Origin of the sequence: Streptomyces sp. SDT5-1 (assembly GCF_052245995.1) — a bacterium.
In the GTDB taxonomy this organism is placed as follows: Bacteria; Actinomycetota; Actinomycetes; order Streptomycetales; family Streptomycetaceae; genus Streptomyces.
Genome location: NZ_CM125963.1, coordinates 6,125,795 through 6,148,405 on the forward strand (window position 1 = coordinate 6,125,795; position 22,611 = coordinate 6,148,405).

The window sequence follows — 22,611 nt, forward strand, 5'->3', positions numbered from 1 at the left end:
TGATCGGGAGGGTGAGGGGGCCGGAATGAGACTGCTTCTCGTCGAGGACGACGACCATGTGGCCGGGGCCCTTTCGGCGGTTCTGTCCCGGCACGGCTTCGAGGTGCGGCACGCGCGCAGCGGTGAGGAGGCCCTCCAGGCACTGGTCCCCGAGGCGGACGCCTTCGGTGTCGTCCTGCTCGACCTGGGCCTTCCCGATCTGGACGGCTACGAGGTGTGCGGCAGGATCCGCAAGCGCACCACGACACCCGTGATCATGGTGACCGCGCGCGCGGACGTGCGGTCGCGCATCCATGGGCTCAACCTCGGGGCGGACGACTATGTGGTGAAGCCCTACGACATCGGGGAGTTGCTCGCCCGGATCCACGCGGTGAGCCGCCGTACGGCGCAGGAGGAGCACACCGCCGTCGTCGACCACGGGGTGCAGTTCGGTGACGTGAGCATCGACCTGCCCACCCGCCAGGTCGCGGTCGCGGGCGAGGCGGTGCAGCTGACCCGCAAGGAGTTCGACCTGCTCGCCCTGCTCGCGCAGCGGCCGGGCGTCGTCTTCCGCAGGGAGCAGATCATCAGCGAGGTGTGGCGCACCAGTTGGGAGGGCACGGGGCGCACGCTGGAGGTGCACGTCGCCTCGCTGCGCTCCAAGCTGCGCATGCCCACGCTCATCGAGACCGTGCGGGGAGTCGGTTACCGGCTCGTCGCCCCGGCCGCGTAACAGAAGCCGTAGAGTCCTGGCGTGCGCGCCCGCCTGCTTCCCCTGCTCATCGTCCTCATGGCGGGAGTGCTGCTCGCGCTCGGCTTCCCGCTGGCCGTGAGCGTGGCCTCCGCACAGCAGCAGAAGGTGGTCGTCGACCGCATCGACGACACCGCGCGGTTCGCCTCCCTCGCCCAGTTCGTCACCACGCGCCCGGACAAGGCCGGCAAGGGCGAGAAGCTGGTCAGCGACGAGCGGCAGCAGACGCTGCGCACCGAACTCGCCCGCTACCACGACGTGTACGGCATCAAGGCGGGCGTCTTCTACCGGGACCGCGAACCCATGGGGCGCGCGCCGTCCGACTTCCAGGTGCCGACGGCGGCGAGCGGTGGCGCCGTGCGGGCCGCGTTCGACGAGGCGCTGTACTCGCGCGGCAGCCACGACCCGCCGCAGGTGTGGCCCTGGCAGCGGGGGAGGCTCGTGGTCGCCTCGCCCGTCATCAGGGACGGCGACGTCGTCGCCGTCGTGGTCACCGAGTCGCCGACCGGGGCGATGCGCAGCAAGACGCTGCGCGGCTGGCTCGTCATCGGGGCGGGCGAGGTCGCGGCGATGCTGCTCGCCGTGGGCGCCGCGCTGCGGCTCACCGGCTGGGTGCTGCGGCCCGTACGGGTCCTGGACGCGACGACCCACGACATCGCCACGGGACGTCTCAAGTCACGCGTCGCGGCCGCCGGTGGCCCGCCGGAACTCCGGCGCCTGGCCCGGTCGTTCAACGAGATGGCCGACAACGTCGAGGACGTGCTGGAGCAGCAGCGCGCCTTCGTCGCCGACGCCTCGCACCAACTGCGCAACCCGCTGGCCGCCCTGCTGCTGCGCATCGACGTACTGGCACTCGAACTGCCGGAGGGGAACGAGGAGATCGCGTCCGTGAAGGCCGAGGGCAAGCGCCTCGGCCGGGTCCTCGACGACCTGCTCGACCTTGCCCTGGCCGAGCACGCCGCCGCGGACCTCCAGCTGACGGACATCGGCGAGCTGGCCGCCGAGCGGGTGGAGGCCTGGCGCCCGCTGGCGGAGGAGAAGGGCGTACGACTGGTCGCCGACTGCCCCGCCGTGACGGGGTGGGCCGACGCGGTCGCGCTGTCGAGCGCCCTGGACGCGGTGGTCGACAACGCCCTGAAGTTCACGCCCGAGGGCGAGCGGGTCACCGTCACCGCCAGGGCCACGGGCGACGCGACGCTGATCGAGGTCGCCGACGGCGGGCCAGGACTGCGCGAGGAGGAGCTGGCCCGCATCGGCGACCGCTTCTGGCGCAGCGGGCAGCACCAGAACATCAAGGGCTCGGGCCTCGGCCTGTCCATCTCGCGGGCCCTGCTGGCCGCGGGCGGCGGCTCCCTCACGTACGCGCGCCGCGAGCCGCACGGGCTCCAGGTGACGCTGCGCGTGCCCCGGGTGGCGCCGGTGCCCACGCAGGACGGCGGAGGGCCTGGACGGGCCGCACAGGCCGCTTCCGCGGGCCCTCAGGGCCTCACCGACCGGTAGCCGCTCAGGGTTTCACCGAGCGGTAGTAGCGGCGCGCGCCCTCATGAAGGGTGAGCGGGTCCGTGTAGACGGCCGTACGCAGGTCCACCAGCTGCGCCGCGTGCACCTGCGCCCCTATGTGGTCGCGGCTGTCGATCACGGTACGGGTGACGGCCTCGGCCAGCTCCGGGTCCACCCGGTCGGTCGTCACCAGTAGGTTCGCCACGGCCAACGTGCTGACGGGCTCGCCCTGTTGAGCCGCCGGGTAGGCGTCGGCCGGCATCACGGCGGCCCGGTAGTAGCGCGAGTAGCCGCCCATCGCGTGCAGCCTGTCGACCAGCGACCCGAGCTCCACCAGCCGGATCGGCGCGGCCTCGGACAGGTCCCGTACGTGATTGGTGGGCAGGCCGCCGGACCAGAAGAACGCGTCGATCTCGCCGGACTCCAGGGCGCGCGGCATCGCGTCTATGCCGATGCCCACCTCCGTGACGTCTTTTTGCACGTCGAGCCCCGCCGCCTTCAGGATGCGCTCGGCGATCAGCCGCACCCCTGAGCTCTGGCCGCCGACCGCGACCTTCTTGCCGCGCAGATCGGCGACCTTGCGCACGGGGGAGTCGCGCTTCACGACGAGCTGCATGTAGTCGTCGTAGAGGCGGGCGCAGCCGCGCAGCCGGTCCGCTCCGGGGCGGCCCTCGGCCTGGTACTTGGCGACCGCGTCCGCCGCCGCGATGGTGAAGTCGGACGTGCCGGTGGCCACCCGCTCCACGTTCTCCCAGGAGCCCTCGCTGCCGGTGAGGGTGACCCCGAGGTCGGGCAGATCGCGGTCCATCGCCCGCTTCAGGAGCTTGCCGTACCGCTCGTAGACGCCGGTGCGCGCGCCCGTGCTGAAGGACACCTGGCCGCGCGGCGACTGCTCGCCGAGCGGCAGCAGCCACCACAGCAGCAGCCCGAACACCACGAGTCCGGCCGCGGAGCCCAGCAGGGCGCGGCGGCGGGTGACGCGGAGGAGCGGCTGCGGCATGGCGCGATCCTGCCAGGTGGGCATGCACGGTGGCCAGATTCGGAACGTCCCCTTGCGGTCACCCTCGGTGATGTGCATGGCAGGGCGTCCGGAGGGTGGGGGCTGGGGCCGCAGAACCACTCCCGGAACCCCATACCCTTGTTGCATGAGCAGCAGCGACCCGCGTCCGGCCGTGGACGACCGTTCACCCAAGACCTATGAAGTACGCACCTACGGGTGCCAGATGAACGTCCACGACTCCGAGCGCTTGTCGGGTCTCCTGGAGGGCGCCGGTTATGTGCGCGCCCCCGAAGGCTCCGACGGCGACGCCGATGTCGTGGTCTTCAACACGTGCGCGGTGCGGGAGAACGCTGACAACAAGCTCTACGGCAACCTCGGTCACCTCGCCCCCAAGAAGGCGAAGCGTCCGGGCATGCAGATCGCCGTGGGCGGCTGCCTCGCCCAGAAGGACCGCGACACCATCGTGAAGAAGGCGCCCTGGGTGGACGTCGTCTTCGGCACGCACAACATCGGCAAGCTCCCGGTCCTCCTGGAGCGCGCCCGCGTGCAGGAGGACGCCCAGGTCGAGATCGCCGAGTCCCTGGAGGCCTTCCCCTCCACGCTGCCCACCCGCCGCGAGAGCGCGTACGCGGCCTGGGTGTCGATCTCGGTCGGCTGCAACAACACCTGCACCTTCTGCATCGTCCCCGCGCTGCGCGGCAAGGAGAAGGACCGCAGGACCGGCGACATCCTCGCCGAGATCGAGGCCCTGGTCGGCGAGGGCGTCTCCGAGATCACGCTGCTCGGCCAGAACGTCAACGCGTACGGCAGCGACATCGGCGACCGTGAGGCCTTCAGCAAGCTGCTGCGCGCCTGCGGCGGCATCGAAGGACTCGAGCGCGTCCGCTTCACGTCCCCGCACCCGCGCGACTTCACGGACGACGTGATCGCCGCGATGGCCGAGACCCCGAACGTGATGCCGCAGCTGCACATGCCGCTCCAGTCCGGTTCGGACACGGTCCTCAAGGCGATGCGCCGCTCGTACCGCCAGGAGCGGTTCCTCAACATCATCAAGAAGGTCCGCGAGGCCATGCCCCACGCGGCCATCACGACCGACATCATCGTGGGCTTCCCCGGCGAGACCGAGGAGGACTTCGAGCAGACGATGCACGTCGTGCGCGAGGCACGCTTCGCGCAGGCCTTCACCTTCCAGTACTCCAAGCGCCCCGGAACGCCGGCGGCCACCATGGAGAACCAGGTCCCCAAGGAGGTCGTGCAGGCCCGTTACGAGCGCCTGGTCGCCCTCCAGGAGGAGATCTCCTGGGAGGAGAACAAGAAGCAGGTCGGCCGCACCCTCGACCTGATGGTCGCCGAGGGCGAGGGCCGCAAGGACGGCACCACCCACCGCCTGTCCGGCCGCGCCCCCGACAACCGGCTCGTGCACTTCACCAAGCCCGAGGCCGAGGTGCGCCCCGGCGACGTCGTGACCGTCGAGATCACCTACGCCGCCCCGCACCACCTGCTCGCCGAGGGCGACGTCCTGAACGTGCGCCGCACGCGCGCGGGTGACGCGTGGGAAAAGCGCAACCAAGAAGAGCAGGAAAAGAAGCAGGGCGTCATGCTCGGCCTGCCCCAGGTGGGCGTCCCCGAGCCGCTGCCGGTGGTCACCGGGGGCTGCGCCGTCGACTGACGGCCGACGCTGTTGCCGGTGCCGATACCAATGGCGACGCCGGTGCCGGGGCTGCCGCCTTTCCCGTGCGCGCTTTCCCGCGCGCGGGAGGCGAGCAGTAGGCTGCTGATCATGCTTGTCGCCGCTGCCGCCTGCCCGTGTCCGCCCCTGCTCGTGCCCGAGGTCGCCGCGGGTGCGGCCCCGGAGCTGGACGCCGCGCGCGCGGCCTGCGACGAGGCGATCGCGACCGTGCTCGCGGCGGAGCCCGACCTGGTGTGGATCATCGGCGAGGGCCCGAGCACGGGCGTCCACAAGCCGGGCGCCCGCGGCTCCTTCCGCCCCTTCGGCGTCGACCTCGACGTGCACCTCGGTGCCGCCCCGTCCGACGCCGTGGACGCGACGCTGCCGCCGTCCCTGTCCGTGGGGGCGTGGCTGCTCACGCGCGCGGGGTGGACCGGCGAGGTGCGCGGCTACGAGGTGGCGGGCGACGGCTCGGCGTTCTCCCACGCCGACGGCGCGTGGCGCCTCGGGGAGGGCAGGACCGGCGAGGAGCGCGTGGCGTTCCTCGTCATGGGCGACGGCACCGCCTGCCGCACCCTGAAGGCGCCCGGTTACCTGGACGAGCGGGCCGAGGGCGTCGACGCCGCCATCGCGTCGGCGCTGCGCGACTGCGACGCCGACGGCACGCTGGCGAGCCTCGATGCCGACCTCGCCCGTGAGCTGAAGATCTCCGGCCGTGCCCCCTGGCAGCTCCTCAGTGCCGCCTGGGACAAGAAGGACGGCACGGGCCGCCTCCTGTACGAGGACGCTCCCTACGGAGTGGGCTACTTCGTGGCGTCCTGGACGTAACGCGCCACCAGCACGGACGGCGAGGGCCGCGAAGCCTCGAGCTTCGCGGCCCTCGCCGTCCGTGGAGCGCGCGGCGTCACGACGCCGCGGAAGGCGGCGACGGAGGAGTGTTCCCGCCGTCCGTGTCCGAAGGGGCGTCGGCGTTCCTGCCCTCCGGCGCGGCCATCCGGCCGCCGGCGTCCTTCGCCTTGTCCGTGCCCATCTGGATCTTGTCGCTGTACTTGCCCTTGGTCTTCTCGTCGACCATCCGGCCGGCCTTCTCCAGGCCCTGGTCGATCTTGTCCCCGTGCTGCTGGGCGAGGTCCGTGACCTTGTCCCTGGCGGGGCCGAACTTGGCTTTCAGCGAGTCCATGAAGCCCATGGCCGTACCTTCCGTCGCACCGAGCTCCGAGGAGCTACTTGCGGGCGCCTTCACCGGCCTCGTTGTCCGCGGCCTGCTCCGCGGACTGCTGCTTCGGGATCTCCACGCCCTCCGCGGCGGCGGCCTCGGCCGACCCGCCCTCGGTGGCCTCCGTGGCCTCCTGCTCCGCGCTGGGAGCCTCGGCGGCCCCAGCGAGCTCCTCGGCGTCCGCCGCCTCCGGAGCGGCCGTCAGAGTGGCGGTCGCGGCCTCGGCGGTCGGCGCCTCGTCCGTGGCCTTGGCCTTCCGGCGAAACATGGCAAAAACGCCCATCTCAACTCCATACGTTACTCGTGTGGGCGAAATCCCGCCCTACCCGGTGCGTCCCATTGCGGCGACCGGGGCGCCGGCTCTCGAAACCGGCGGCTGGAACCTCGCAACAGGCAACGACCCCGATCCTGTGGCGTCACGTAGCTCATTCGTGAAGAGGCCGCGAGGTTTGCGAGACTGGGGCGGTGAGTAGCGCAGCTCCCGCCCCGCGGGTCATCGCCGTCGTCGGTCCCACCGCGGCGGGCAAGTCGGATCTCGGCGTCTTCCTCGCCAAGGAACTCGGCGGCGAGGTGGTCAACGCCGACTCCATGCAGTTGTACCGGGGGATGGACATCGGTACCGCCAAGCTGACGCCCGAGGAGCGCGACGGGGTTCCGCACCACCTCCTGGACATCTGGGACGTCACGGAGGCCGCGAGCGTCGCCGAGTACCAGCGGCTGGCCCGCGCGGAGATCGACCGGCTGCTCGCGGCGGGCCGTTGGCCCGTCCTCGTCGGCGGTTCGGGGCTCTACGTGCGCGGGGCCGTCGACAAGATGGAGTTCCCCGGCACCAACCCCGAGGTCCGCGCCCGCCTGGAGGAGGAGCTCCGGCTGCGCGGCTCGGGCGCCCTGCACGCGCGTCTCGCCGCCGCCGACCCGGAGGCCGCCACGGCGATCCTGCCGAGCAACGGCCGACGCATCGTGCGGGCCCTCGAGGTCATCGAGATCACGGGCAAGCCCTTCACCGCCAACCTGCCGGGGCACGACTCCGTCTACGACACGGTCCAGATCGGCGTGGACGTGGCGCGCCCCGAGCTCGACGAACGCATCGCCACGCGCGTGGACCGCATGTGGGAGGCCGGCCTCGTCGACGAGGTCCGTTCCCTTGAGGCGCAGGGCCTGCGCGAGGGGCGTACGGCATCGCGCGCCCTCGGCTACCAGCAGGTGCTCGCGGCGCTCGCCGGGGAGTGCACGCTCGACGAGGCGCGCGCGGAGACCGTCCGCGCCACCAAGCGCTTCGCGCGCCGCCAGGACTCGTGGTTCCGGCGCGACCCGCGGGTGCACTGGCTCAGCGGCGCCGTGACCGAACGCGGGGAACTCCCGGCTCGCGCAATGTCGTTGGTCGAACGACCGGTTACAGCCTGATCACGTGATGGCATCGGGACGCTCCGCCCGTCATCTCGGCCTCTGCGGGCGTGCCATCATCGACCATCGATCGACCAGTGGAGTCCGGAGTGGGAGGGCGCGTGGCGATGGAGGCCGGCCCTCGTGACACCGCACCAGGCGGAGAACAGCTCAGTACCGATGGCCCCGAGGCGAGTGCCGACGGCGTGATCGCCGACGGCCCGACCGCGGCGGAGCTCGCCGCGCAGGACGAGGGCCAGGAGGTCGAGGTCGAGCTGCGCCCGCAGCGCAGGCTCCGTATCTGGCAGCTCGCGCCCATCGTGATGCTGGCCGCGATCGGCTCCCTGATGTTCGCTTTCCCGCTGTTCTTCGAGTTCGGCGACGGCGGCGCGGTCGTGGCCATGCTCGGCCTCCTGATCAGCTCCTGCGCCGCCGGCTGGGGCATGATGGCGGCCCGCAGGGTGGGCTACTCGCTGCCCGGACTGCCGCCGCGCGGCTCGGGCCGCAGGCCGGACTGGCGGGTCGTGGCGGCGTACGTCGTCGTGGTCGGCGCCGTCGCGGTGCTCGCGGTGTGGCGCGTGGCACGGTTGCGCTGACCACACCGGCGCCCAGGTTGTCGGACTCATCTCGTACGATCGAGAAATGACCACCTTCCTCAAGGGTCACGGGACCGAGAACGACTTCGTGATCATCCCCGACCCGGAGAACGCCATCGCGCTCTCGCCGACCGCCGTCGCCGCCCTGTGCGACCGCCGGGCCGGCATCGGGGCCGACGGCGTGCTCCACGTCGTGCGCACCGCCGCCCACCCCGAGGCGCGGCACATGGCCGACGAGGCCGAGTGGTTCATGGACTACCGCAATGGCGACGGCTCGGTGGCCGAGATGTGCGGGAACGGCGTGCGGGTCTTCGCCCGCTACCTCCAGCACGCGGGGCACGTCGGCGAGGGCGACCTCGCCGTGGCCACCCGGGGCGGCGTCAAGACGGTGCACATCGACAAGGAAGGCCTGATCACGGTCGGCATGGGCAGGGCGGTGCTCCCCGAGGGCGACGTCACGGTCAGCGTCGACGAGCGGTCCTGGCCCGCGACGAACGTGAACATGGGGAACCCGCACGCGGTCGCCTTCGTGGCCGACCTCGGGCACGCGGGCACCCTGTACGAGCCGCCCCCCTTCGCTCCGGCGAACGCGTATCCGGAGGGTGTGAACGTCGAGTTCGTCGTCGACCGGGGGCCCCGGCACGTCGCCATGCGCGTGCACGAGCGGGGCTCCGGAGAGACCCGCTCCTGCGGCACCGGCGCCTGCGCCGTGGCCGTCGCGACCGCCCGCAGGGACGGTCTTGACCCGGCCGTGACCGGGGCTCCTGTCACATACGAGATCGACCTGCCCGGCGGCAGGCTGACAATCACCGAGCGTCCGGACGGCGAGATCGAGATGACCGGTCCCGCCGTGATCGTCGCGGAGGGTCGGCTCGACACCGACTGGTTCGCGGCCATCGAAACCGTAAACCAGTGAACCTTCGCTCGAATGGGTGATCCGTTTCACGCTCGGCGAGAGCGGGACTGCGCCACGTGATGGGCTCGGTAGCATCAAGCACCGGTCCGGACGGGTGCCGCCGCCAGCCCGCCGCCGGTCGACAAAGCCGGAGGTGCTCATGAGTGCGGAGGCGACCAACCCCGCGAACCCGGGACCGATCACGCCCGGAGCGCACCGTCGGCGTGGCCGCCCCCGGATCGACCTGCGACGTCTGGGCCGGGCCGCCCTCCTCGGCCCCACCGGCCGCGGCGACCGCCTCCCCGACGCGATCGGTCACGTGGCGGAGGCCCACCGCGCCCACCACCCCGACGCCGCCCTGGAGCCGCTGCACCGCGCGTACGTCCTTGCGGAGTCCTCGCACCGCGGCCAGATGCGCAAGAGCGGCGAGCCGTACATCACGCACCCGCTCGCGGTGACGCTGATCCTCGCCGAGCTGGGCGCCGAGACCACCACGCTGACCGCCTCCCTGCTGCACGACACCGTCGAGGACACCGAGGTCACGCTCGACCAGGTGCGCCGCGAGTTCGGCGAGGAGGTCGCCTATCTCGTCGACGGCGTCACCAAGCTGGAGAAGGTCGACTACGGGGCGGCGGCCGAGCCCGAGACGTTCCGCAAGATGCTGGTCGCGACCGGGAACGACGTGCGCGTCATGTCGATCAAACTCGCCGACCGCCTGCACAACATGCGCACCCTCGGTGTCATGCGCCAGGAGAAGCAGGAACGGATCGCCAAGGTCACCCGCGACGTCCTGATCCCGCTCGCCGAGCGCCTGGGCGTCCAGGCACTGAAGACCGAACTCGAAGACCTGGTGTTCGCGATCCTGCGCCCCGAGGAGTACGGGCAGACGCGCGAACTCATGGCCGCCTACGCGCAGCGCACCGAGGACTCCCTCGCCGGATTCGCCACCGAGGTGCGCGGAGTGCTGCGCGACGCCGGACTCAGCGCCGAAGTCCTCATCCGGCCGCGGCACTTCGTCTCCGTCCACCGGGTGCGGCGCAAGCGGGGCGAGCTGCGCGGCGCCGACTTCGGGCGCCTCCTGGTACTCGTGAACGAGGACGCGGACTGTTACGGCGTCCTCGGAGAGCTGCACACCTGTTTCACGCCGGTGGTCTCGGAGTTCAAGGACTTCATCGCCGTACCGAAGTTCAACCTCTATCAGTCGCTGCACACGGCGGTCGCCCGCGGCGACGGCGAGGTCGCCGAAGTCCTCATCCGCACGCACCAGATGCACAAGGTCGCGGAGGCGGGCGTCGTGGCGCTCGGCAACCCGTACGCGCCCTCCGGCGAGGAACACCTCGACACCGTGGGCGAGCGCTCCGACCCCACGCGCCCCGGCTGGCTCAACCGGCTGCTCGACTGGCAGCAGTCCGCGCCCGACACCGACACGTTCTGGTCGACGCTGCGCGAGGACCTCGCCCAGGACCGCGAGATCACCGTCTTCGGGCCCGACGGCGGCTCCATCGGCCTGCCCGCGGGCGCCAGTTGTGTCGACGCCGCGTACGCGCAGTACGGCGAGGACGCCCACGCCGCCATCGGCGCGCGGGTCAACGGCCGCCTGGCGACGCTCAGTACGGTGCTCAGCGACGGCGACACGGTGCAGCTGCTCATGGCGGGGGCCGAGGGCGCCGCCGCGTCCGAGCCCTCCGTCGCCTGGCTCGACCACGCCCGTACGCCCGCGGCGCGCATCGCCATCCGCCGCTGGATCGCCAGCCACCCCGAAGGGCCGAGCGCGCCCCAGTCGGCCCCCAGGGCGCCGTACAGCGGCCCGTCGGCCCGGCCCGCCGCCGCCAACGCGATCGTCGACCAGCCGGGCGCCACGGTGCGCCTCGCGGGCTGCTGCACGCCCGTGCCGCCCGACGAGGTCACCGCCTTCGCCGTGCGCGGCGGCGTCGTCACCGTGCACCGGGTCGCCTGCTCCGGAGTGGCGCGCATGAAGGACGCGGGGCGCGCGGAGGTCGGCGTGCGCTGGGCGGACGCCGAGGCCGCCGAGTACCGGGTGACGCTGATCGCCGAGTCGTTCAGCCGTCCGCACCTGCTGGCCGACCTGACCGAGGCCATAGCGCTGGAGGGCGTCGCCATCATCTCGGCGACCGTCGACCCGCCCGACCAGGGCCGCGTCCGCCACACGTACACGCTCCAACTCCCGGACGCCGGACACCTCCAGGGCCTCATGCGCGCGATGCGCAACGTGCCGGGCGTGTACGACGTGGGCCGCACCCGGCACGCGGCTGCGGGCGCCCTCTAGGGCCTGTCGATTGGATCAGGCCCTAGCCCCACCCGGAGTCCTCGTTCGGGTGGTGCGGCGCGTGCCGCGCCGTGGTCGGGCGTGCGCGCTGATAGCCGTAGTTCATGCTGCTCAGCTCCCGAACGCCCCGCGCCGCCGCGCTCCTCGCCGCCGGTGCCTCGCTCGCCCTCGTCGCCGCGGCCGCGCCCCGCCCCGCCGAGCCCGTCGGCATCGGCGACCGCCTCTTCCCGCACCTGGGCAACCCCGGCTACGACGTCACCGACTACGACATCTCCTTCACGTACCACGGGGCGAACGACAAGCCGCTTGACGCCGTCACCAGGATCAACGCGCGGGCCACCGCCCCGCTCGACCGCATCAACCTCGACTTCTCGCACGGCAAGGTGCGCTCGGTGCGGGTCAACGGGGCGCCGGCGCAGTACACCGGCAAGGGCGAGGACCTGATCGTCACGCCCGCCGCGCCCGTGGCCCCGGGACAGCCGCTGAACATCACCGTGCGGCACACCAGCGACCCCAGGCCCGGCAAGAAGGAGGTCGGCTGGGTGCGCACCAAGGACGGCCTCGCGATGGCCAACCAGGCCGACGCCGCCCACCGGGTGTTCCCGTCCAACGACCACCCCTCCGACAAGGCGTACTTCACCTTCCGCATCACCGCCCCGAAGGGCTACACGGCCGTCGCCAACGGCCTGCCCCTCGGAAAGACGCCACAAGGAGGAGCCACGAAGTGGGCCTATCGCACGGCCCACCCCATGGCCACGGAGCTGGCCCAGGTCTCCATCGGCCGCTCCGCCGTACTCCACCAGGAAGGCCCGGACGGGCTGCCCGTACGCGACGTCGTGCCCGCCAAGGACGTCAAAGCGCTGAAGCCGTGGCTCGAGAAGACGCCCGGCCAGCTCGCCTGGATGCAGGAGAAGGTCGGCAGCTACCCCTTCGAGAACTACGGGGTGCTGATCGCCGAGGCGTCCACCGGCTTCGAACTCGAGACACAGACGCTCTCTCTCTTCGAGAGAGAGCTGTTCAAACGCCCCGAGTACCCCAAGTGGTACGTCGAGTCGATCATGGTCCACGAACTGGCCCACCAGTGGTTCGGCGACAGCGTCAGCCCCCGCAGCTGGTCCGACCTGTGGCTCAACGAGGGCCACGCCACCTGGTACGAGTCCCTGTACGCCCAGGAGAAGGCCGACAAGCCGATGGAGAAGCGGATGCGCGCCGCCTACCGCGCCTCCGACGCCATGCGCGCCGACGGCGGTCCGCCCGCCGCCCCCAAGGCCCCCACGGGCGGCAAGATCAGCATCTTCCGGCCGGTCGTCTACGACGGCAGCGCACTCGTCCTCTACGCCCTCCGCCAGGAGATCGGCGCGGACGCCTTCCAGCGGCTCGAGCGCACCTGGGTGGCCACCCACCGTGACTCCACGGCCACGACGGACGACTTCGTCCGGCTCGCCTCGCAGATCTCCGGCCAGGACCTGAGCGGCTTCTTCAAGGACTGGCTGTACGCGAAGAAGACCCCGCCCATGCCGGGCCATCCGGACTGGAAGTCCGACCCGGTGTCGAAGCACTGACTCGGGGAAACAATCCAGATGACGAGACGGCCCGTACCGTGCGAACATCGACGACGTCGACGGCGCGGTCCGGCCGATCGGACGTCCCGGGAATCCCCGGGGCAGGCCGTGCGTTGTCACAGTCGACGGGTGGGACATCCGTCGCACTTCCCGAATCCCACAGACGTAAGGATCCAATGACCTCCTCTTCATCCCCTTCCCAGGACGCACAGAACATCGTGCAGAACCACCCCGAGAGTCTTCGGGCCGATGCCCTGATGGAAGAGGACGTCGCCTGGAGCCACGAGATCGACGGAGAGCGGGACGGCGAGCAGTTCGACCGCTCCGAGCGCGCGGCTCTGCGCCGTGTCGCGGGCCTCTCCACCGAGCTCGAGGACGTCACCGAGGTCGAGTACCGACAGCTCCGCCTGGAGCGCGTGGTCCTCGTCGGCGTGTGGACGTCGGGAACGGTTCATGACGCGGAGAACTCCCTCGCGGAGCTCGCCGCCCTCGCCGAGACGGCCGGCGCGCTCGTGCTCGACGGCGTGATCCAGCGCCGCGACAAGCCGGACGCGGCGACGTACATCGGGTCCGGCAAGGCCCAGGAGCTGCGCGACATCGTGCTCGAGAGCGGGGCCGACACCGTCGTGTGCGACGGTGAGCTCAGCCCCGGCCAGCTCATCCACCTGGAAGACGTCGTCAAGGTCAAGGTGGTCGACAGGACCGCCCTGATCCTCGACATCTTCGCCCAGCACGCCAAGTCCCGAGAGGGCAAGGCCCAGGTCGCGCTCGCGCAGATGCAGTACATGCTGCCGCGCCTGCGTGGTTGGGGTCAGTCGCTCTCCCGGCAGATGGGTGGCGGTGGCTCCGGCTCCTCGGGCGGCGGCATGGCGACCCGTGGTCCCGGTGAGACCAAGATCGAGACGGACCGGCGTCGGATCCGCGAGAAGATGGCGAAGATGCGCCGTGAGATCGCGGAGATGAAGACCGGCCGCGACATCAAGCGCCAGGAGCGCCGCAGGCACAAGGTGCCCTCGGTGGCCATCGCCGGGTACACGAACGCCGGGAAGTCCTCGCTCCTCAACCGCCTCACGGGCGCGGGCGTGCTGGTGGAGAACGCGCTGTTCGCCACCCTCGACCCGACCGTGCGCCGGGCCGAGACCCCGAGCGGCCGGCTCTACACGCTGGCCGACACGGTCGGCTTCGTACGGCACCTGCCGCACCACCTCGTCGAGGCGTTCCGCTCGACCATGGAGGAGGTCGGCGACTCCGACCTGATCCTGCACGTGGTCGACGGTTCGCACCCCGCCCCGGAGGAGCAGCTGGCCTCCGTGCGCGAGGTCATCCGCGACGTGGGCGCGACGGACGTGCCCGAGATCGTGGTGATCAACAAGGCGGACGCGGCGGACCCGCTGGTGCTCCAGCGACTGCTGCGCGTCGAGAAGCGCTCGATCGCCGTCTCGGCCCGCTCGGGCCAGGGCATCGAGGAGCTGCTCGAGCTCATCGACGCCGAGCTGCCGCGCCCCGCGGTCGAGATCGAGGCCCTCGTGCCGTACACGCACGGCCAGCTGGTCGCGCGGGCGCACGCGGACGGCGAGGTGATCTCCGAGGAGCACACCCCGGAGGGCACGCTCCTGAAGGCGCGCGTCCACGAGGAACTGGCGGCGGAGTTCGCGCCGTACGTCCCGGCGGCGGTCGCGGGCTGACGGCTCGTACGAGCCCGTAGTGCACTACGCCTGAGCCCCTCTCCGGTGCACCGGAGAGGGGCTCAGCCATGTCTGCCTGCCTACCGAGGGCTCACTGCCCGGCGAACTTCCGGCTCACCGAGTCGTAGAGCCCCTTGGCCTCCTTGCCGAGCCGCGGACCCGCGAGCCAGCCCGCCGTCACCGGGCCGATCGACGTGTTCGAGATCAGGGCCGGCTTGCCGTCGGAACCCTGGCCGATCCAGCCGCCACCGGAGGAACCGCCCGTCATGGTGCAGCCGATGCGGTACATCGTCGGGTCCGTGTCGTTCAGCGACAGCCGGCCCGGCTTGTCCGCGCACTGGTACAGCTTTTGGCCGTCGAACGGCGCCGCCGCCGGGTAGCCCTTCGCGGTCAGCTGCGCGACCTTCGGCACCGCCGGCGCGTTGAAGTCCACCGGAAGCGCCGCACCCACCGTCTCCTCCAGGGACCGGGTGGTGCCGCCCTTCTCCGGCGTCACATGGATCACCGCGTAGTCGTACGAGGCGCCCGCCCCGCCGCTCGGACCGCCCTGCGCGATCCACTGGCTCGACGTCTGCGCCCAGTCGCCCCACCACACGCCGTACGGCGCGACCTCGTCCTTGGGCGCGTTCTGCAGCTCCTGCGCGGACTTCCCGCCGTTGTTGTACGAGGGGACGAACGCGATGTTGCGGTACCAGCCGCCGTTCTTGCCGGCGTGCACGCAGTGACCCGCCGTCCAGAGCATGTTGGACTTCCCGGGGTGCGCCGGGTCGGTCACCACGGTCGCCGAACAGACCATCGACCCTTCCGGTCCGTCGAAGAACAGCTTGCCCGCGTACGGGGCGCTGGCGTGGTACGGAGTGGCCGCACCCTGCGCCGCCACCGGACGCGGCTCCGGGTCCGTCACACCCTGGTCGCCGGAGAGATCGCTCTCCTCGACCTCACCGCCGGGCAGCTTGTCGGCGTCCCGCATCCGGTTCGCGTCCCACAGGCCGTCGATGATCGGGTTGACGAAGTCCTGCGCCTCACGCAGCCACTTGTCCTTGTCCCAGTTCTTCCACTCGCCGTCCTTCCACTTGTCCAGATCGAAGCCGTGCTCCTTGAGCCGGTCCTTGATGTCGTCCGGAATCTTGAACTTGCCATCGCCCGCGGACGCCGAGGCGGTCGGCTTGTCGTTCGCGTCGCTCTCGCCCGGACCACAGGCCGTGGCGGTCAGGGCGACCACGGCACCGAGCGCCACCGCCGCCACGGAGGACGTTCTGCGGCGCGCGCCCTTGGTGCGGCGCGCGGCGAACTGCGGGCGTATGGGTCGCATGTCGTGAATCCCCCTGGGTTTCGTGATCGTTGAACTGCCGTACGGGCGCGGTGGACGCGAGAGCCCCCCGCCGCCGAACGGCACACCACCCTATGCCGGTGCCGTCGGGGAGGGCCGACGGAACAGCAACGGTTCCGTCACGGCAAGCCCCCGACCGGTACGAATCGCCCCGGGACGGCCTCCGCGCCGCTGCCGTCACGGGCGCCGGGCAAAGCTCCGCTCATCCGTGGCGGACGGGCCGTGTTCCTCCGCCGTCCGCGTCGTTGGTACGTACGGGGGATCCTCGGTCGGCGTTCAGCCCACGCCAACTGGCCCCGCCTGTCGGTGAGTCGAGGGGCCTTTTCGGCCGTATATCCAGCGGGAGGACCAACAGCCGTGGCGGTGACCGATCCTGTGCCTGTGACCGATCTTGAGACCGTGGCGGTGCCCGAACCGTACGACGGGGGGACCCCGCGGACCCCGGCCCGTGACACCGTCGCGCACGAGGGGATCCTGCGCCGCCAGTGCGCGCGGGAGTCCTCGGCGCGCACCTACGCGCGTGCCCTGCCGATCGTGCCCGTGCGGGCCCGCGGGCTGACCATCGAGGGGGCCGACGGGCGCCGCTACCTGGACTGCCTGTCCGGCGCGGGCACCCTCGCGCTCGGCCACAACCACCCGGTGGTGCTCGAGGCCATCCGCACGGTGCTCGACTCGGGGGCGCCGCTGCACGTCCTGGACCTGGCCACACCGGTCAAGGACGCCTTCACCACCGAGCTGTTCCGCACCCTCCCGCCGGGACTCGCCGACCGGGCCCGCATCCAGTTCTGCGGGCCCGCGGGCACCGACGCCGTCGAGGCCGCCCTCAAGCTGGTCCGCACCGCCACCGGGCGCTCGGGCCTGCTCGCCTTCACGGGCGCGTACCACGGCATGACCGCGGGGGCGCTCGAGGCATCGGGCGGCGCGCAGGACGTCCGCGTGACGCGCCTGCCGTATCCGCAGGACTACCGGTGCCCCTTCGGCATCGGAGGCCCGCGCGGGGCCGAACTCGCCGCCCGCTGGACCGAGTCCCTCCTCGACGACACCAAGTCCGGGGTGCCGCAGCCCGCGGGCATGATCCTCGAACCGGTGCAGGGGGAGGGCGGCGTCGTCCCCGCCCCCGACGGCTGGCTGCGCCGGATGCGGACCGTCACCGAGCGGCGCTCCATCCCGCTGGTCGTCGACGAGGTGCAGACCGGCGTCGGCCGCACCGGAGCCTTCTGGGCCGTGGAGCACAGCGGCGTCGCCCCCGACGTCATGGTCCTCTCCAAGGCCATCGGCGGCAGCCTCCCGCTCGCCGTGATCGTCTACCACGAAGACCTCGACGTCTGGCCCCCTGGCGCGCACGCCGGCACGTTCCGGGGCAACCAGCTCGCCATGGCCGCGGGCGCCGCCACCCTCGCGTACGTCCGCGAGAACGGCCTCGCCGAGCGGGCCGCCACCCTCGGCGCGCGCATGCTCGACCAACTGCGGCGCCTCTCCGACGAGTTCCCGTGCGTCGGCGAAGTACGGGGGAGGGGCCTGATGATCGGCGTCGAACTCGTCGACCCGGAAGGCGCCGCGCCCAGCTCCACGGAGTTCGCCGACGACCCCCTGTTCGCCGGGGCCTCCGCCCCGCTCCCGGCCGCGCCCCAGCTCGCCGCGGCCGTCCGCGATGCCTGCCTCCAGCGCGGCCTGATCGTCGAACTCGGCGGCCGCCACTCCAGCGTCGTCCGCCTCCTCCCGCCCCTGACCATCACCGACGAGCAGGCCGCGGCCATCGTGGACCGGCTCACGGACGCCCTCGCGGCCGTCGCCCGCGCACGCCACCACCAGTCGTAGGAGCAGCACCCGACGGTACGCACTCACCAGTGACGGCGGTGCCCCGCAGAACAGGCCGGACCACCGCCTCATGGAGACCACCGACCCACGCAAGGAAGCCAGTTGAACGCCACCCCCGCACCCGACGGCCGTTCCCGTCCCCCCGCCGGCGGATCCTGTGAGACGCAAGACCCCCGCGCCCAGGAGCGCGAAGCGATCCCACGGCAGCAGGGCGGCGACCAGGCGGCGAACTCTCTCGCCTCCGCGCCCGACCTCCTGGAACACCCCGACCCCGCGACAGCCGCCCAGGCCGCGGCGGCCGAGAACCTGCTGCGCTGCTGGGTACGTGAGAACAACATCGCTCCTCCCTCCTCCGGCGCCCTCCGTATCCCGCTCCCCGCGAGCGGCACCGCACTCCTCGTCCCCGTCGACCACTGGTCGCCCTCCGGCTGGCACCGCTTCGGCCCGCCCAGCCTGGAGAGCGCGCCGCAGCACGCCGCCCGCGTGGACGCCATCACCCTCGCCGCACTCCTGAGCAGGGAATCCGCCCACGACGACGACACCGCCGCCCCCGGCGGCGACAGCGGTGAACTCGTGGTCCGCGTCGCCGACTCCCTGCGCCGCACCATCGACTTCATCGCGGACCGTCGTGAGCGCCCCGCCGACCCGCCCGACCCCTTCCTCGCCGCGGAGCAGGCGCTCCTTCTCGGACATCCGCTGCACCCGACCCCGAAGAGCCGCGAAGGACTCTCCGAGGCCGAAGCCGAGCGCTACTCGCCGGAGCTGCGCGGCTCCTTCCCCCTGCACTGGATCGCCGTCGCCCCGGACGTCCTCGCCCACGACTCGGCCTGGACCGAGCACGGCAGCCCCCGCAGCGCCGCCGACCTCACCTCCCAGCTCGCGGGCCCCGGCCTGGCCGTGCCCGAAGGACACGCCGCACTGCCCGTGCACCCGTGGCAGCTGCGCGAACTGCGCCACCGCCCCGACACCGCCGCCCTCCTGGATGCCGACCTGCTGCGCGACCTGGGCCCGCACGGCGAGCCCTGGTTCCCCACCTCCTCCGTCCGCACGCTGTACCGGCCCGGCGCGCCGGCCATGCTCAAGCTCTCCCTCGGCCTGCGCATCACCAACTCCCGCCGGGAGAACCTCCGCAAGGAACTCCACCGGGGTGTCGAGGTCCACCGGCTCCTCGGCACCGGCCTCGCCGCGCAGTGGCAGGCCGCGCACCCCGGCTTCGACATCGTCCGCGACCCGGCCTGGCTCGCCGTCGACGGCCCGGACGGCGCACCCGTGCCGGGCCTGGACGTCATGATCCGCACCAACCCCTTCCAGCCCGACGACGACGCCTCCTGCGTCGCCGGCTTCGTCTCGCCCCGACCGGCCTTCGACCCGAGCGCCGCCCTGGCCACCGCCGCCCCGGGCGGCCGCGCCGAACACCCGGCCATGAGCTCCCGCCTCGCCGACACCGTGACCCGCCTCGCGGCCCGCACCGGACGGCCCCTCGACGCCGTGTCCGCCGAGTGGTTCCTCCGCTACCTCGAACACGTCGTACGGCCCGTGCTCTGGTTCGACGGCGAGGCGGGCATCGCTCTGGAGGCGCACCAGCAGAACACCCTGCTGCTCCTGGACGCCGAGGGCTGGCCCGTCGGCGGCCGCTACCGGGACAACCAGGGCTACTACTTCCGCGAGTCCCGCCGCGCCGAACTCGACCGGCGGCTGCCCGGCATCGGCACGCACAGCGACACCTTCGTCGACGACGACGTCACCGACGAACGCTTCGCCTACTACCTCGCCATCAACAACGTGCTCGGCCTGATCGGCGCCTTCGGCTCCCAACGCCTGGCCGACGAACGGCTGTTGCTGGCCGCCGCCCGCCGCTTTCTCGGCGAGGCCGCCACCGGCCCTGCCCGACTGCGCAGCAGCCTGCCGAGCCTGCTGCTCGACTCACCCACGCTGCGCTGCAAGGCCAACATGCTCACCCGGCTGCACGGCCTCGACGAACTCGTCGGACCCGTCGACACCCAGTCCGTCTACGTCACCATCGCCAACCCCTTTCATTCCCGCCGCACCTGAGAGGAGCGTCGCCGTGCCTCCCACCGATGCGAGCACCGACGCCGGCACCACTCCCACCACCGACCTCCCCGCCTCCGCGCCGCCCGCCCGGAACGGGGACGCCCCGGACAGCCCGGATGCCCCGGACACCCCCGACGGCACCAGCGGCGCCAACGGTGCCGACGCCCAGGACACTCTGGACCTCCGCCTCCCCGACGAGCTGATCGCGCTCATCGGCGAACAGGGCCGAGGCGAGCAGGGCCACCCCGAGCAGGCCGACGGCGAGCACATCCGCACCGGCGGACCCACCCTCGACGCAACCGGCGCGCTCGAGCACGACCTGCTGGACGACGTGGGGGAGTGGGGACCGGTCACCACCCCCTCAGGCGTCTTCCAACTCGTCCCCGTACGCATCGAGCGCGACCTGCCACTGATCAGCCGCTGGATGAACGACCCCGCCGTGGCCGCCTTCTGGGAACTCGCGGGCCCCGACACCGTCACGGCGGACCACCTGGTCCCCCAACTCGACGGCGACGGACGCAGCGTCCCCTGCCTCGGCGTCCTCGACGGCGTGCCCATGAGCTACTGGGAGATCTACCGGGCCGACCTCGACCCACTGGCCCGCCACTACCCCGCCCGACCGCACGACACCGGTATCCACCTCCTCATCGGTGGCGTCGCCAACCGCGGCCGAGGGCTCGGCACCACGCTCCTCACCGTCGTGGCCGACCTCGTACTCGATCACCGTCCGCGCTGCGCGCGCGTCGTCGCGGAACCCGACCTGCGCAACACCCCCTCCGTCTCCGCCTTCCTGGGCGCGGGATTCCGCTTCTCCGCCGAGGTGGACCTCCCCGACAAAAGGGCCGCGCTCATGGTCCGTGACCGCGCCCTGCGCACCGCGCTCCAGGCTCATCACTCTCTGTAACGAAGCTCGACCCGATCCGGTTCCCGTCCGAGGAGTCCCCGTGCCGAATCCGTCCGTCGTCCCGAGTTCCGAAGAGCCCCACGATCTGTACGACCCGCCCGAGCTCACGTCCGCGAACTGGGAACGGGCGGGCGCCCGGCTGCTCGCCAAGATCATCGGCGAGTTCGCGTACGAGGACATCCTGTGCCCGACCGCACTCGCCCCGGCCGCCGGCGACGGCCCCCGCCCCTACTCCCTGTCGCTGACGGGCGGCACCTTCCACTTCCGCTCCCGCCGCGGCGCCTACGGCAGTTGGCAGGTGGAGCCCGCGAGCATGGAGTGGGAGCCGGACGCGGACGTGGATGCGGATCCGCCCGCGACGAAGGGGGCCGCGCCCGCCGGAGCCGTCCCGAGGGCCGGAGCCGCCCCGGCCGACAGCGGGCGCGTGCCCCTCACCGACCCTCTCGCCTTCCTCATCCGCGCCAAGCACGTCCTCGGCCTCGACGGCAGCACCCTCGGCCACCTCATCCGCGAACTCACCGTCACCCTCGCCGCCGACGCCCACCTCGACCACACCGCGCTCACCGCCGCGCAACTCGCCGACCTGGGATACGCGGACCTCGAGGGACATCAGACCGGCCACCCCTGGCTCGTACTCAACAAGGGGCGCCTCGGATTCTCCGCGAGCGACACCGCGCGCTGGGCACCCGAATCGCGCCGCCCCGCCCGCCTCCCCTGGATCGCCGTCCACACCGGCCTCGCCACCTACCGGGGCGTCGCGGGCCTGGAGGACGCCGCCTCCCTCTACACCCGTGAACTCGACGAAGCCGTCCGCCAGTCGTTCGCCCAGGAACTCCGCTCCCGCGGCCTCGACCCGGCGGCGTACCTCTATCTCCCGGTGCACCCCTGGCAGTGGGACGACATCGTGCTGCCACTCTTCGCCCCGTCGATTGCCACGAACGACATCGTGCCGCTGCCCACCGACGGCGACCTCCGACTGCCCCAGCAGTCCATTCGCACGTTCCTGAACACCGCTCATCCGGAGCGGCACACCGTGAAGCTGCCGCTCTCCATTTTCAACACCCTTGTATGGCGCGGACTCCCGACCGAGCGCACCTGGGCCGCACCCGCCGTCACCACATGGGTGCACGCCCTGCGGGACGGCGATCCCTTCCTGCGCGACGAATGCGGCGTCATCCTGCTGGGCGAAGTCGCCTCGGTGACCGTGGAACACCCTCTGTACGACGGCCTCGAAGAAGTGCCCTACCAATACAAGGAGCTGCTCGGCGCGATCTGGCGCGAGCCCGTGTCCCGTTATCTCGCTCCAGGAGAGCGTGCCCGAACGCTCGCCTCCTTGTTGCACGTGGACCCCGAAGGCCGCGCATTCGTCACCGAGCTGGTCGCCCGTTCGGGACTGGAGCCGAGGACCTGGTTGCGCAGGCTCTTCGCCGCCCTGCTGCCTCCCTTGCTGCGATTCCTCTACCGCTACGGAACGGTGTTCTCCCCGCACGGAGAGAACGCGATCGTCGTCTTCGACGACCAGGACGTGCCCGTCCGCCTCGCCGTCAAGGACTTCGTCGACGACGTCAACATCAGCTCGGAGCCCCTGCCCGAACACGACTCCATGCCCGACGACGTACGAGAGGTCCTGCTCACGGAGGACCCCGCGTTCCTGACCCAGTTCATCCATTCGGGACTCTTCGTCGGCGTCTTCCGCTACCTGGCACCCCTGTACGAGGAACAACTCGGCGTCCGGGAGGAAGAGTTCTGGGACCTGGTGCGCGCCGAGATCCTGCGCCACCACGCGCGTTTCCCCGAGGACAAGGAGCGCTACGAGCTGTTCGACCTGCTCACCCCGGAGATCGAGCGCCTGTGCCTGAACCGGAACAGGCTGCACCTCGACGGCTACCGCGACCGCGCCGACCGCCCGCACGCCGCCGTGCACGGCACCGTCGCCAATCCGCTGCACCAGCCGTGATCGCCGGATTGTCAGTGGGTCCGTTTA

18 protein-coding genes are annotated in these 22,611 nt (G+C 71.8%); 14 read left to right on the forward strand and 4 right to left on the reverse strand.

Features of this window, described 5'->3' with window-relative positions; genetic code table 11:
- The first annotated feature begins 25 nt into the window (after nucleotides 1-25).
- Nucleotides 26-712, forward strand: coding sequence for a response regulator transcription factor (locus ACTWJ8_RS28270; RefSeq protein ID WP_356378096.1), 687 nt, complete (start codon nucleotides 26-28; stop codon nucleotides 710-712).
- Between the two features lie 21 nt (nucleotides 713-733).
- Nucleotides 734-2,230 (forward strand): sensor histidine kinase, encoded by a 1,497-nt coding sequence (locus ACTWJ8_RS28275; protein ID WP_356378099.1) that lies wholly within the window; start codon nucleotides 734-736, stop codon nucleotides 2,228-2,230.
- 4 nt (nucleotides 2,231-2,234) lie between these two features.
- On the opposite strand, the gene ACTWJ8_RS28280 is transcribed toward ACTWJ8_RS28275, so the two are convergent.
- Nucleotides 2,235-3,230 (reverse strand): TAXI family TRAP transporter solute-binding subunit, encoded by a 996-nt coding sequence (locus ACTWJ8_RS28280; protein ID WP_356378102.1) that lies wholly within the window; start codon nucleotides 3,228-3,230, stop codon nucleotides 2,235-2,237.
- A gap of 145 nt (nucleotides 3,231-3,375) precedes the next feature.
- Between ACTWJ8_RS28280 and miaB the strand changes: the two genes are divergently transcribed.
- On the forward strand, nucleotides 3,376-4,899 hold the full coding sequence (miaB, locus tag ACTWJ8_RS28285) for a tRNA (N6-isopentenyl adenosine(37)-C2)-methylthiotransferase MiaB (RefSeq protein WP_356378105.1): 1,524 nt from the start codon (nucleotides 3,376-3,378) through the stop codon (nucleotides 4,897-4,899).
- Nucleotides 4,900-5,010: 111 nt separating this feature from the next.
- Nucleotides 5,011-5,727, forward strand: coding sequence for a class III extradiol dioxygenase subunit B-like domain-containing protein (locus ACTWJ8_RS28290; RefSeq protein WP_356378108.1), 717 nt, complete (start codon nucleotides 5,011-5,013; stop codon nucleotides 5,725-5,727).
- A 76-nt stretch (nucleotides 5,728-5,803) separates the two neighbouring features.
- On the opposite strand, the gene ACTWJ8_RS28295 is transcribed toward ACTWJ8_RS28290, so the two are convergent.
- The gene (locus ACTWJ8_RS28295) at nucleotides 5,804-6,088 is read right to left on the reverse strand and encodes an antitoxin (RefSeq protein WP_443260595.1); all 285 of its coding nucleotides are present in this window, start codon (nucleotides 6,086-6,088) and stop codon (nucleotides 5,804-5,806) included.
- A gap of 34 nt (nucleotides 6,089-6,122) precedes the next feature.
- Complete coding sequence (locus tag ACTWJ8_RS28300; RefSeq protein WP_356378114.1) at nucleotides 6,123-6,383, reverse strand: hypothetical protein; 261 nt, start codon at nucleotides 6,381-6,383, stop codon at nucleotides 6,123-6,125.
- Between the two features lie 197 nt (nucleotides 6,384-6,580).
- Here ACTWJ8_RS28300 and miaA point away from each other — a divergent pair, with 197 nt between their 5' ends.
- The 6 genes from miaA (at nucleotide 6,581) to hflX (ending at nucleotide 14,523) form a co-directional block, all read left to right on the forward strand.
- Complete coding sequence (gene miaA, locus ACTWJ8_RS28305) at nucleotides 6,581-7,519, forward strand: tRNA (adenosine(37)-N6)-dimethylallyltransferase MiaA (protein ID WP_443260596.1); 939 nt, start codon at nucleotides 6,581-6,583, stop codon at nucleotides 7,517-7,519.
- A 107-nt stretch (nucleotides 7,520-7,626) separates the two neighbouring features.
- The gene (locus ACTWJ8_RS28310; RefSeq protein ID WP_356379644.1) at nucleotides 7,627-8,094 is read left to right on the forward strand and encodes a hypothetical protein; all 468 of its coding nucleotides are present in this window, start codon (nucleotides 7,627-7,629) and stop codon (nucleotides 8,092-8,094) included.
- A gap of 46 nt (nucleotides 8,095-8,140) precedes the next feature.
- Nucleotides 8,141-9,010, forward strand: coding sequence for a diaminopimelate epimerase (dapF, locus tag ACTWJ8_RS28315; protein WP_443260597.1), 870 nt, complete (start codon nucleotides 8,141-8,143; stop codon nucleotides 9,008-9,010).
- A 139-nt stretch (nucleotides 9,011-9,149) separates the two neighbouring features.
- Complete coding sequence (locus ACTWJ8_RS28320; RefSeq protein ID WP_356378121.1) at nucleotides 9,150-11,276, forward strand: RelA/SpoT family protein; 2,127 nt, start codon at nucleotides 9,150-9,152, stop codon at nucleotides 11,274-11,276.
- 104 nt (nucleotides 11,277-11,380) lie between these two features.
- On the forward strand, nucleotides 11,381-12,838 hold the full coding sequence (locus tag ACTWJ8_RS28325; protein ID WP_443260598.1) for a M1 family metallopeptidase: 1,458 nt from the start codon (nucleotides 11,381-11,383) through the stop codon (nucleotides 12,836-12,838).
- Nucleotides 12,839-13,014: 176 nt separating this feature from the next.
- The gene (gene hflX, locus ACTWJ8_RS28330) at nucleotides 13,015-14,523 is read left to right on the forward strand and encodes a GTPase HflX (protein WP_356378127.1); all 1,509 of its coding nucleotides are present in this window, start codon (nucleotides 13,015-13,017) and stop codon (nucleotides 14,521-14,523) included.
- Nucleotides 14,524-14,614: 91 nt separating this feature from the next.
- On the opposite strand, the gene ACTWJ8_RS28335 is transcribed toward hflX, so the two are convergent.
- Entirely contained in the window at nucleotides 14,615-15,835 is a 1,221-nt protein-coding gene (locus tag ACTWJ8_RS28335; protein WP_356378130.1) for a trypsin-like serine peptidase, read from the reverse strand.
- A 375-nt stretch (nucleotides 15,836-16,210) separates the two neighbouring features.
- Here ACTWJ8_RS28335 and ACTWJ8_RS28340 point away from each other — a divergent pair, with 375 nt between their 5' ends.
- From ACTWJ8_RS28340 to ACTWJ8_RS28355, 4 genes are all read left to right on the forward strand, one after another.
- Complete coding sequence (locus ACTWJ8_RS28340; protein ID WP_443260599.1) at nucleotides 16,211-17,671, forward strand: diaminobutyrate--2-oxoglutarate transaminase family protein; 1,461 nt, start codon at nucleotides 16,211-16,213, stop codon at nucleotides 17,669-17,671.
- A gap of 102 nt (nucleotides 17,672-17,773) precedes the next feature.
- Nucleotides 17,774-19,723, forward strand: a complete 1,950-nt coding sequence (locus tag ACTWJ8_RS28345) for an IucA/IucC family protein (protein WP_443260600.1) — start codon at nucleotides 17,774-17,776, stop codon at nucleotides 19,721-19,723.
- 13 nt (nucleotides 19,724-19,736) lie between these two features.
- A complete protein-coding gene (locus ACTWJ8_RS28350) occupies nucleotides 19,737-20,627 on the forward strand; it encodes a GNAT family N-acetyltransferase (RefSeq protein WP_356378133.1) in 891 nt (296 codons plus the stop codon).
- Between the two features lie 40 nt (nucleotides 20,628-20,667).
- A complete protein-coding gene (locus ACTWJ8_RS28355) occupies nucleotides 20,668-22,584 on the forward strand; it encodes an IucA/IucC family protein (RefSeq protein WP_443260601.1) in 1,917 nt (638 codons plus the stop codon).
- Nucleotides 22,585-22,611: the final 27 nt, after the last annotated feature.